The organism is Bacillus cereus group sp. BfR-BA-01441, assembly GCF_022663075.1.
GTDB lineage: Bacteria > Bacillota > Bacilli > Bacillales > Bacillaceae_G > Bacillus_A > Bacillus_A cereus.
The window spans coordinates 17,082-26,346 of record NZ_JAKUEU010000030.1; the positions used below are offsets into that span (position 1 = coordinate 17,082).

Sequence of the window (9,265 nt, forward strand, 5' to 3'; positions counted from 1 at the left end):
CTTTCTCTCACCTAACGGGTTTACTTAGCAGTTTTACCTTCTTTACGACGAACAACTTCGCCTTCGTAACGAATACCTTTACCTTTGTAAGGCTCAGGAGCACGTACAGCACGGATGTTAGCAGCGAATTCGCCAACACGTTGCTTGTCGATACCTTTAATTACGATCTTAGTTGGTGCAGGTACTTCAACTTCAAGACCTGCTTCCGGAGTCATTTCTACTGGATGAGAATAACCTACGCTTAATACAAGTTTATCACCTTGTTTTTGAGCACGGTAACCAACACCGACTAATTCAAGTCCGCGTGCGAAACCTTCAGTTACACCTTCAACCATGTTTCCGATTAAAGCACGAGTTGTACCGTGTAATGCACGGTGTTCCTTCTGTTCAGATGGACGCTCAACTGTTAATGTATTCTCTTCAATTTTGATAAGCATATCAGCATTGAAAGTACGAGTTAATTCACCTTTAGGGCCTTTTACTGTTACAGTATTGTCTTCTGCAACTGTAATAGTAACACCTGCAGGGATTTCAAGAATCTTTTTACCAATACGAGACATGTGGTCACACCTCCGTTCGTTTTAAATATATATTACCAAACGTATGCTACTACTTCTCCACCAGTTTGTAATTGACGAGCGTCTTTGTCTGTCATTACTCCCTTAGATGTAGAAACAAGAGCGATACCTAATCCGTTAAGTACACGTGGTACTTCGTCAGCTTTAGCGTAAACGCGTAAGCCAGGTTTACTGATACGTTTTAATCCAGTGATTACACGTTCATTGTTTGCACCATATTTCAGGAAAATACGAAGGATACCTTGTTTGTTATCCTCGATGTATTCTACATCACGAATGAAACCTTCACGTTTTAAAAGTTCAGCGATCTCTTTTTTGATTTTAGAAGCAGGAACCTCTAATTTCTCATGACGTACCATGTTCGCATTACGGATGCGAGTAAGCATGTCTGCAATTGGATCTGTCATCACCATGTGTTTTACCTCCTTCCCATTTGTGGGTTTTACCAACTAGCTTTTTTAACACCAGGAATTTGACCTTTATATGCAAGTTCACGGAAACAAATACGGCAAAGTTTAAATTTGCGGTATACAGAATGCGGACGACCGCAGCGTTCGCAACGTGTATACTCTTGTACTTTAAACTTAGGAGTACGCTTTTGTTTCGCTATCATAGATTTTTTAGCCACGTTTTCGCCTCCTCTACTTAGCGTTGGCTTCCATTATTTTTGGAATGGCATACCGAATTGTGTTAAAAGTTCACGAGCTTCTTCATCAGTTTTCGCTGTAGTAACGATTACGATGTCCATACCGCGGACTTTGCTTACTTTATCATAATCAATCTCAGGGAAAATAAGTTGCTCTTTAACACCTAATGTATAGTTTCCACGACCATCGAATGATTTCTTAGAAACACCACGGAAATCACGTACACGTGGTAAAGAAACTGATACTAATTTGTCGAAGAACTCATACATTTGCTCGCCGCGTAAAGTTACTTTCGCACCGATTGGCATACCTTCACGAAGACGGAAACCAGCGATTGATTTTTTAGCACGAGTTACAACAGGTTTTTGACCTGTGATTTGTGTTAATTCTTCTACTGCGTTGTCTAACGCTTTTGAGTTAGATACCGCGTCACCAACACCAGTGTTGATTACGATCTTTTCGATTTTTGGTACCTGCATTACAGATTTATAGTTAAACTTGCTCACTAGAGCAGGAGTAATTTCCTTTTGGAACTTCTCTTTAAGGCGATTCAATGAAGTGACCTCCTTTCTTAAGAAAATTATTTATCTAATAATTCACCAGATTTTTTTGCAATACGAACTTTTTTACCATCTTCTACTTTGAAGCCTACGCGAGTAGGTTCACCTGTTTTCGGATCTAAAATCATAACGTTAGAAACGTGAATAGGTGCTTCTTTAGTAATAATTCCACCTTGTGGATTTAATTGAGATGGCTTAGAGTGCTTCTTAACGATATTGACACCCTCAACGATAACACGGTTTTGCTTTGGGAAAGCCACAAGGATAACGCCTTGTTTTCCTTTGTCTTTACCAGTGATTACCTGTACTTTATCACCTTTTTTTACATGCATCTTAATTCTGCACCTCCTTAGCAAGGCAATACCTTAAATTATAGAACTTCTGGAGCTAAAGAAACGATCTTCATGAAGTTGCTATCACGTAATTCACGAGCTACTGGTCCGAAGATACGAGTACCACGTGGGCTCTTATCGTCTTTAATGATAACCGCTGCGTTTTCATCAAATTTGATGTAAGAACCGTCCGGACGACGAGCTCCGCTCTTCGTACGTACTACTACTGCTTTAACAACGTCACCTTTTTTAACAACGCCACCTGGTGTTGCTTGTTTTACCGTAGCAACGATAATGTCACCAATGTTAGCATACTTACGACCAGAGCCGCCTAATACTTTAATTGTTAAAAGTTCACGTGCACCAGAGTTGTCAGCAACTTTCAAACGAGATTCTTGTTGGATCATGTTATGAAACCTCCCTTCGGACTAAAAATTCCGATTCGTCTATTTAGATAATAACCGCTTCTTCAACGATTTCAACTAAACGGAAACGCTTAGTAGCAGAAAGCGGGCGAGTTTCCATGATTTTAACGATATCGCCAAGTTTCGCTTGGTTTTGCTCATCATGGGCTTTGTACTTCTTAGAATACTTAACACGTTTTCCGTACAAGGAATGAGTTTTGTAAGTTTCAACTAAAACTGTAATCGTTTTGTCCATTTTGTCAGACACTACACGACCAGTATAAACTTTGCGTTGGTTACGTTCGCTCACTATGCAAACCTCCCCTCAATTTATCGATTAATTCCGATCTCTCTTTCACGAACTACAGTTTTCATACGAGCAATTGCTTTACGCACTTCACGAATGCGAGTTGGATTCTCTAATTGTCCTGTAGCAAGTTGGAAGCGAAGATTAAACAACTCTTCCTTTAAAGCTTTAACTTTTGTTTCGATTTCGGCAGTGGTTAATTCACGAATATCATTAGTTTTCATTAGATTCACCACCATTTTCTTCACGTTTTACGAATTTACATTTCACAGGTAACTTGTGAGCTGCAAGACGTAATGCTTCGCGTGCTACCTCTTCAGATACACCCGCGATTTCGAACATAATTTTCCCAGGTTTTACTACTGCTACCCAGCCTTCTGGTGCCCCTTTACCGGAACCCATACGTACTTCTAGAGGTTTTGCAGTGTAAGGTTTAGAAGGGAAAATTTTAATCCATACTTTACCGCCACGTTTCATGTAACGAGTCATTGCACGACGAGCAGCTTCGATTTGACGGTTTGTAATCCATGAAGCAGCTTGTGCTTGTAAACCGAATTCACCGAAAGCAATTTCAGTTCCACCTTTAGCACGACCACGCATTTTACCACGATGCTCTCTACGATATTTTACGCGTTTTGGCATTAACATATTATTTTCCTCCTTCCTCAGAAGCTTTCTTTTTTGTAGGAAGGACTTCTCCACGGTAGATCCATACTTTTACGCCTAATTTACCGTATGTTGTATCAGCTTCAACTGCTGCATAGTCAATATCAGCGCGAAGTGTATGAAGTGGAACAGTTCCTTCACTGTAAGATTCTGCACGAGCGATATCAGCTCCGCCAAGACGACCAGAAACCTGTGTTTTAATACCTTTAGCACCTGCACGCATAGCACGTTGAATAACTTGCTTTTGTGCACGACGGAATGATACACGGTTTTCTAATTGACGAGCGATGTTTTCGCCTACTAATTTAGCGTTAAGATCAGCTCTCTTAACTTCTAAAATGTTGATGTGTACACGCTTGCCTGTTAATTGGTTAAGAGCTTTACGAAGTGCTTCAACTTCAGTACCACCTTTACCAATTACCATACCAGGTTTTGCAGTGTGAATTGTAACATTTACACGATTTGCTGCACGTTCGATTTCTACTTTAGCAACAGCAGAATCTTTTAAGCGTACATTAATGTACTCACGGATTTTGATGTCTTCATGTAATAATGTAGCGTAATCTTTCTCAGCGAACCAACGAGATTCCCAGTCACGGATAACGCCGACACGAAGACCAATTGGATTAACCTTTTGACCCATCGATTATCCCTCCTTCTTTTCTGATACCACAACTGTGATGTGGCTTGTGCGTTTGTTAATTTGGCTTGCACGACCCATTGCACGTGGACGGAAACGTTTTAACGTTGGACCTTCGTCAACGAAAACTTTTTCTACAACTAGGTTGTTAATGTCCATCTCATAATTGTGCTCTGCATTTGCGATTGCAGATTTTAAAACTTTTTCTACAACTGGAGAAGCAGTTTTTGGTGTGTGGTTAAGGATAGCAATCGCTTCACCCACTTGCTTACCTCGGATTAAGTCTACTACTAAACGAACTTTACGAGGAGCAATACGAACTGTTCTCGCTACTGCTTTAGCTTGCATTGAAGTGCCTCCTCTCATTATCTTCTAGTTTTCTTATCGTCAGCAAGGTGACCTTTGTACGTACGAGTTGGTGCGAATTCACCTAACTTATGGCCAACCATATCCTCAGTGATGTACACAGGTACGTGTTTACGACCATCATATACAGCGATTGTGTGTCCGATGAACTGAGGGAAGATTGTTGAACGGCGAGACCAAGTTTTAACAACTTGTTTTTGCTCAGATGCAACTAATTTTTCCATTTTGCTCATTAAGTGATCATCGACAAATGGTCCTTTTTTTAAGCTACGAGCCATTTTGGTGCCTCCCTTCGTGATTGGCGTACGGTTCTAGAAATGAACCGTACTACAATCCCATTATTTTTTACGACGACGAACGATAAATTTGTCAGACGCTTTGTTTTTCTTACGAGTCTTGAATCCAAGAGTTGGTTTACCCCATGGAGACATTGGAGACTTACGTCCGATTGGAGAACGTCCTTCACCACCACCGTGTGGGTGATCAACAGGGTTCATTACAGAACCACGAACTGTTGGGCGTTTACCTAACCAGCGAGAGCGACCTGCTTTACCGATTTTGATAAGTTCGTGTTGTTCGTTACCTACTTGACCGATTGAAGCGCGACAAGCAGATAAAACAAGACGTACTTCACCAGAAGTTAAACGTACAAGTACGTATTTACCTTCTTTACCAAGTACTTGAGCAGATGTACCAGCAGAACGAACTAATTGTCCGCCACGACCAGGCTTAAGCTCGATGTTATGAACAACAGTACCTACTGGAATGTTGATTAATGGTAATGCGTTACCGATTTTAATGTCAGCTTCTGGGCCAGACATAACTTCCATACCTACTTCTAAAGATTTAGGAGCAAGAATGTAACGTTTTTCACCGTCAACGTAGTTAATTAATGCGATATTCGCAGAGCGGTTTGGATCGTATTCGATCGTAGCAACGCGTCCTGGAATTCCATCTTTGTTACGCTTAAAGTCGATGATACGGTATTGACGCTTATGTCCGCCACCTTGATGACGTACAGTGATTTTACCTTGGTTATTACGACCAGCCTTCTTGCTTAAAGGAGCAAGTAATGACTTTTCGGGTCTATCAGTCGTGATTTCAGCGAAATCATTCGTAGTCATATTACGACGACCGTTAGTAGTTGGATTATACTTTTTGATTCCCATCTCAATTTCCCTCCTTCTTTAGTAAGAATTAAACGCCTTGGAAGATTTCGATTTCTTTGCTGTCAGCAGTTAGCTTAACGATTGCTTTACGACGACGGCTAGTAAAACCAGCGTGACGACCAACGCGTTTTGCTTTCGGCTTGTAGTTCATGATGTTCACTTTTTCTACTTTAACACCAAAGATCGCTTCAAGAGCATCTTTAACTTCTGTTTTATTAGATTTAACGTCCACATCGAACGTGTATTTTTTTTCAGCCATCATTTCCATAGAACGTTCAGTGATAACTGGGCGCTTAATGATATCACGAGGATCTCTCATTATGCAAGCACCTCCTCTACTTTTTCCACTGCCGCTTTTGTCATGATTAGCTTATCATGATGAAGCACGTCTAAAACGTTTACGCCATCAGCAGTGATTACTGTTACTCCAGGGATATTGCGAGCAGATAACTCTACAGATTCGTTTGCATCAGCAGTTACGATAAGAGCTTTCTTCTCAACAGTTAATCCTTTAAGTACTGCTAGCATGTCTTTTGTTTTTGGTGCATTTAACACTAGGTCTTCAAGAACTACAATGTTGTTCTCAACTACTTTAGTAGCTAATGCAGATTTGATTGCTAAACGACGAACTTTCTTAGGAAGTTTGTACGCATAGCTTCTTGGTGTAGGTCCGAATACCGTACCACCACCACGCCATTGAGGAGAGCGGATAGACCCTTGACGAGCACGTCCAGTTCCTTTTTGACGCCATGGTTTACGACCACCACCGCGAACTTCAGAGCGAGTTTTTACTTTGTGTGTACCTTGACGTAAAGATGCACGTTGCATCATTACAGCTTCGAAAAGTACAGCTTCATTTGGTTCGATACCGAAAATAGCTTCAGCTAATTCGATTTCACCAACCTGTGAACCAGTTTGGTTATATACAGTAACTTTTGGCATTGGAATTCCTCCTTCCTATTGTGAATTATTTGCTAACCTTCACAGCGCCTTGAACAACTACAAGAGATTTCTTAGCACCTGGAACGTTACCTTTTACTAGTAATAAGTTGCGCTCAGTGTCAACTTGAACGATTTCTAAGTTTTGGATAGTAACTTGGTCTCCACCCATACGTCCAGCAAGTTTTTTGCCTTTGAATACACGGTTCGGAGCAACTGGGCCCATTGAACCTGGACGACGGTGATAGCGAGAACCATGAGACATAGGTCCGCGAGATTGTCCGTGGCGTTTGATAACACCTTGGAAACCTTTACCTTTAGAAATTCCTGTTACATCAACGATTTCACCTGTAGCGAATACGTCAACTTTTACCTCTTGACCAACCTCTAATCCGTCCACGTCTGCATCGCGGATTTCGCGAATGAAGCGCTTAGGAGTTGTAGATGCTTTAGCAGTGTGGCCTTGTTCAGGTTTGTTAGTTAACTTTTCACGTTTATCTTCAAATCCTAACTGGATTGCATTGTAGCCATCAGTTTCAGTTGTTTTCTTTTGAAGAACAACGTTTGGATTAGCAGCGATAACTGTTACTGGGATTAACTCACCGTTCTCAGCAAATACTTGAGTCATACCGATCTTTCTTCCTAAGATTCCTTTGGTCATGAGTTACACCTCCTACATTTTTAAGTTATATAAATTATAGTTTGATTTCGATATCTACACCAGATGGTAAGTCTAAACGCATTAATGAATCTACTGTTTGTGGAGTAGGACTCACGATGTCGATTAGACGTTTGTGCGTGCGCATTTCGAATTGCTCACGAGAATCTTTGTACTTATGAACAGCACGAAGAATTGTGTAAACAGTTTTTTCAGTTGGTAATGGGATCGGACCAGAAACTGTTGCCCCAGAACGCTTAGCTGTTTCTACAATTTTCTCAGCTGACTGATCAAGAATACGGTGATCGTAAGCTTTTAAACGGATACGAATTTTTTCTTTTGCCATTATTTTCCCTCCTTCGTTCGCCTATTTCTAAAATAGACCTTCTCCATGGAAATTTCCCCACACCATGCCATGGCAAAGCGGCCGGGTGTGTCAGCAACCTTCCACTTCATCGCAGTCAAAGACCAACATTGTCTATTATACAATGTTATTCGTCTAGATGCAAGCATCTTTTTGTTTGCATCTGCTTTTCTCTACTTTTGCTATTATACATGGCACTTTAAAGAATTTCAAGTTTTCATCTAACAGAATTCATTTTACAGTTTCTGGATTATCTTTTGTCGTTTTTATAATACTATAGAAGAAACTCGTCAAAACAAAAAACACCCTCTTCTTCCTTATATAAACGCAAACAAAAAACCTAAGGGAAAATCCCTTAGGTTTTTTTATATCAGTTAAGATTACTCAACGATAGTAGCAACTACACCGTAACCTACTGTACGTCCACCTTCACGAATAGAGAATTTAGTTCCCTCTTCGATAGCGATTGGAGCGATAAGTTCGATAGTCATTTCGATGTTGTCACCAGGCATTACCATTTCAGTACCTTCTGGTAATTGGATGATACCAGTTACGTCAGTTGTACGGAAGTAGAACTGAGGACGGTAGTTAGCGAAGAATGGAGTGTGACGTCCACCTTCTTCTTTAGATAATACGAAAACTTCAGCTTTGAATTTAGCGTGAGCTTTTACAGAACCGCTTTTTGCAAGTACTTGTCCACGTTGGATGTCTTCACGAGCAACCCCACGAAGTAAAGCACCGATGTTGTCTCCAGCTTGAGCTTGGTCAAGAAGTTTACGGAACATCTCTACACCAGTTACAGTTGTAGAAGCATTTTCTTCAGCAAGACCGATGATTTCTACTACGTCACCAACTTTAACGATACCGCGCTCAACACGACCAGTAGCAACTGTACCACGACCTGTGATAGAGAATACGTCCTCTACAGGCATTAAGAATGGTTTGTCAGTTTCACGTTCTGGAGTTGGGATGTAAGCATCAACTTCAGCCATTAATTCAATGATTTTTGCCTCCCAATCAGCTTCTCCTTGAAGAGCTTTAAGAGCAGAACCTTTGATTACAGGAATGTCGTCGCCTGGGAATCCGTATTCAGATAATAGGTCGCGAACTTCCATTTCTACTAATTCTAATAATTCTTCGTCATCTACCATGTCGCATTTGTTTAAGAATACAACGATGTAAGGAACACCTACTTGACGAGAAAGAAGGATGTGCTCACGTGTTTGAGGCATTGGGCCATCAGCAGCAGATACTACTAAGATACCGCCGTCCATTTGAGCAGCACCAGTGATCATGTTTTTAACATAGTCAGCGTGACCTGGGCAGTCAACGTGTGCATAGTGACGAGTTTCAGTTTCGTACTCAACGTGTGCAGTTGAGATTGTGATACCGCGCTCTCTTTCTTCTGGAGCAGCATCGATTTGATCGTATCCGCGTGCTTCAGCACCACCAGCTTTTGCAAGAACTGTAGTGATCGCAGCAGTTAATGTAGTTTTACCATGGTCAACGTGGCCGATTGTACCGATGTTAACATGGGGTTTAGAACGTTCGAATTTAGCTTTAGCCATTCTAAATTCCTCCTTAGTTTATATAGGTTATTTTATATTTAGACTAGAAAGTGAAACTTACGTCCCA

18 protein-coding genes are annotated in these 9,265 nt (G+C 40.9%); all 18 read right to left on the reverse strand.

The genetic code is table 11. The annotated features are described in order from the left end of the window. Positions 1-20: 20 nt before the first annotated feature. Positions 21-560, reverse strand: a complete 540-nt coding sequence (gene rplF / locus MR107_RS14605) for a 50S ribosomal protein L6 (protein ID WP_000086558.1) — start codon at positions 558-560, stop codon at positions 21-23. Between the two features lie 32 nt (positions 561-592). Then, on the reverse strand, positions 593-991 hold the full coding sequence (rpsH, locus tag MR107_RS14610; protein ID WP_000245511.1) for a 30S ribosomal protein S8: 399 nt from the start codon (positions 989-991) through the stop codon (positions 593-595). Positions 992-1,020: 29 nt separating this feature from the next. Next, on the reverse strand, positions 1,021-1,206 hold the full coding sequence (rpsN, locus tag MR107_RS14615) for a 30S ribosomal protein S14 (RefSeq protein WP_001085700.1): 186 nt from the start codon (positions 1,204-1,206) through the stop codon (positions 1,021-1,023). Positions 1,207-1,239: 33 nt separating this feature from the next. Further along, positions 1,240-1,779 carry a 50S ribosomal protein L5 gene (rplE, locus tag MR107_RS14620; protein ID WP_001080831.1) on the reverse strand — a complete coding sequence of 180 codons (540 nt, stop codon included), beginning with the start codon at positions 1,777-1,779 and terminating at the stop codon, positions 1,240-1,242. Between the two features lie 26 nt (positions 1,780-1,805). Next, positions 1,806-2,117 carry a 50S ribosomal protein L24 gene (rplX, locus tag MR107_RS14625; protein WP_000558200.1) on the reverse strand — a complete coding sequence of 104 codons (312 nt, stop codon included), beginning with the start codon at positions 2,115-2,117 and terminating at the stop codon, positions 1,806-1,808. A gap of 38 nt (positions 2,118-2,155) precedes the next feature. Continuing rightward, positions 2,156-2,524, reverse strand: coding sequence for a 50S ribosomal protein L14 (gene rplN, locus MR107_RS14630; protein ID WP_000615912.1), 369 nt, complete (start codon positions 2,522-2,524; stop codon positions 2,156-2,158). 43 nt (positions 2,525-2,567) lie between these two features. Further along, positions 2,568-2,831 (reverse strand): 30S ribosomal protein S17, encoded by a 264-nt coding sequence (gene rpsQ / locus MR107_RS14635; RefSeq protein WP_000004106.1) that lies wholly within the window; start codon positions 2,829-2,831, stop codon positions 2,568-2,570. 20 nt (positions 2,832-2,851) lie between these two features. Continuing rightward, positions 2,852-3,052 (reverse strand): 50S ribosomal protein L29, encoded by a 201-nt coding sequence (rpmC, locus tag MR107_RS14640; protein ID WP_000855718.1) that lies wholly within the window; start codon positions 3,050-3,052, stop codon positions 2,852-2,854. Further along, a complete protein-coding gene (rplP, locus tag MR107_RS14645) occupies positions 3,042-3,476 on the reverse strand; it encodes a 50S ribosomal protein L16 (protein WP_000928969.1) in 435 nt (144 codons plus the stop codon). The genes rpmC and rplP overlap by 11 nt, the downstream gene beginning before the upstream one ends. 1 nt (position 3,477) lies before the next feature. Next, positions 3,478-4,137: a 30S ribosomal protein S3 gene (gene rpsC, locus MR107_RS14650; protein ID WP_000529956.1), complete on the reverse strand. Its 660-nt coding sequence runs from the start codon at positions 4,135-4,137 to the stop codon at positions 3,478-3,480. Between the two features lie 3 nt (positions 4,138-4,140). Further along, positions 4,141-4,482, reverse strand: a complete 342-nt coding sequence (rplV, locus tag MR107_RS14655; RefSeq protein ID WP_001148024.1) for a 50S ribosomal protein L22 — start codon at positions 4,480-4,482, stop codon at positions 4,141-4,143. 17 nt (positions 4,483-4,499) lie between these two features. Continuing rightward, positions 4,500-4,778, reverse strand: coding sequence for a 30S ribosomal protein S19 (gene rpsS, locus MR107_RS14660; protein ID WP_000124454.1), 279 nt, complete (start codon positions 4,776-4,778; stop codon positions 4,500-4,502). A 60-nt stretch (positions 4,779-4,838) separates the two neighbouring features. After that, positions 4,839-5,669 (reverse strand): 50S ribosomal protein L2, encoded by an 831-nt coding sequence (rplB, locus tag MR107_RS14665; RefSeq protein ID WP_000511583.1) that lies wholly within the window; start codon positions 5,667-5,669, stop codon positions 4,839-4,841. A gap of 28 nt (positions 5,670-5,697) precedes the next feature. After that, the gene (gene rplW / locus MR107_RS14670) at positions 5,698-5,988 is read right to left on the reverse strand and encodes a 50S ribosomal protein L23 (protein ID WP_001205558.1); all 291 of its coding nucleotides are present in this window, start codon (positions 5,986-5,988) and stop codon (positions 5,698-5,700) included. Further along, positions 5,988-6,611, reverse strand: a complete 624-nt coding sequence (gene rplD / locus MR107_RS14675; protein WP_001127258.1) for a 50S ribosomal protein L4 — start codon at positions 6,609-6,611, stop codon at positions 5,988-5,990. The genes rplW and rplD overlap by 1 nt, the downstream gene beginning before the upstream one ends. A gap of 25 nt (positions 6,612-6,636) precedes the next feature. Continuing rightward, on the reverse strand, positions 6,637-7,269 hold the full coding sequence (gene rplC, locus MR107_RS14680; RefSeq protein WP_000160207.1) for a 50S ribosomal protein L3: 633 nt from the start codon (positions 7,267-7,269) through the stop codon (positions 6,637-6,639). A gap of 34 nt (positions 7,270-7,303) precedes the next feature. Continuing rightward, positions 7,304-7,612, reverse strand: coding sequence for a 30S ribosomal protein S10 (gene rpsJ, locus MR107_RS14685; protein ID WP_001040596.1), 309 nt, complete (start codon positions 7,610-7,612; stop codon positions 7,304-7,306). A gap of 398 nt (positions 7,613-8,010) precedes the next feature. Continuing rightward, positions 8,011-9,198 carry an elongation factor Tu gene (gene tuf / locus MR107_RS14690; protein WP_001029614.1) on the reverse strand — a complete coding sequence of 396 codons (1,188 nt, stop codon included), beginning with the start codon at positions 9,196-9,198 and terminating at the stop codon, positions 8,011-8,013. Positions 9,199-9,265: the final 67 nt, after the last annotated feature.

Excerpts from the sequence above, each read along its gene's own strand:
- rplP (WP_000928969.1), bottom strand. The coding sequence starts at position 3,476 with ATGTTAATGCCAAAACGCGTAAAATATCGTAGAGAGCATCGTGGTAAA.
- rpsH (WP_000245511.1), bottom strand. The coding sequence starts at position 991 with ATGGTGATGACAGATCCAATTGCAGACATGCTTACTCGCATCCGTAAT.
- rpsJ (WP_001040596.1), bottom strand. The coding sequence starts at position 7,612 with ATGGCAAAAGAAAAAATTCGTATCCGTTTAAAAGCTTACGATCACCGT.
- rpsC (WP_000529956.1), bottom strand. The coding sequence starts at position 4,137 with ATGGGTCAAAAGGTTAATCCAATTGGTCTTCGTGTCGGCGTTATCCGT.
- rplB (WP_000511583.1), bottom strand. The coding sequence starts at position 5,669 with ATGGGAATCAAAAAGTATAATCCAACTACTAACGGTCGTCGTAATATG.
- rplV (WP_001148024.1), bottom strand. The coding sequence starts at position 4,482 with ATGCAAGCTAAAGCAGTAGCGAGAACAGTTCGTATTGCTCCTCGTAAA.
- rplD (WP_001127258.1), bottom strand. The coding sequence starts at position 6,611 with ATGCCAAAAGTTACTGTATATAACCAAACTGGTTCACAGGTTGGTGAA.
- rplW (WP_001205558.1), bottom strand. The coding sequence starts at position 5,988 with ATGAGAGATCCTCGTGATATCATTAAGCGCCCAGTTATCACTGAACGT.
- tuf (WP_001029614.1), bottom strand. The coding sequence starts at position 9,198 with ATGGCTAAAGCTAAATTCGAACGTTCTAAACCCCATGTTAACATCGGT.
- rplF (WP_000086558.1), bottom strand. The coding sequence starts at position 560 with ATGTCTCGTATTGGTAAAAAGATTCTTGAAATCCCTGCAGGTGTTACT.
- rplX (WP_000558200.1), bottom strand. The coding sequence starts at position 2,117 with ATGCATGTAAAAAAAGGTGATAAAGTACAGGTAATCACTGGTAAAGAC.
- rpmC (WP_000855718.1), bottom strand. The coding sequence starts at position 3,052 with ATGAAAACTAATGATATTCGTGAATTAACCACTGCCGAAATCGAAACA.
- rplN (WP_000615912.1), bottom strand. The coding sequence starts at position 2,524 with ATGATCCAACAAGAATCTCGTTTGAAAGTTGCTGACAACTCTGGTGCA.
- rplC (WP_000160207.1), bottom strand. The coding sequence starts at position 7,269 with ATGACCAAAGGAATCTTAGGAAGAAAGATCGGTATGACTCAAGTATTT.
- rpsS (WP_000124454.1), bottom strand. The coding sequence starts at position 4,778 with ATGGCTCGTAGCTTAAAAAAAGGACCATTTGTCGATGATCACTTAATG.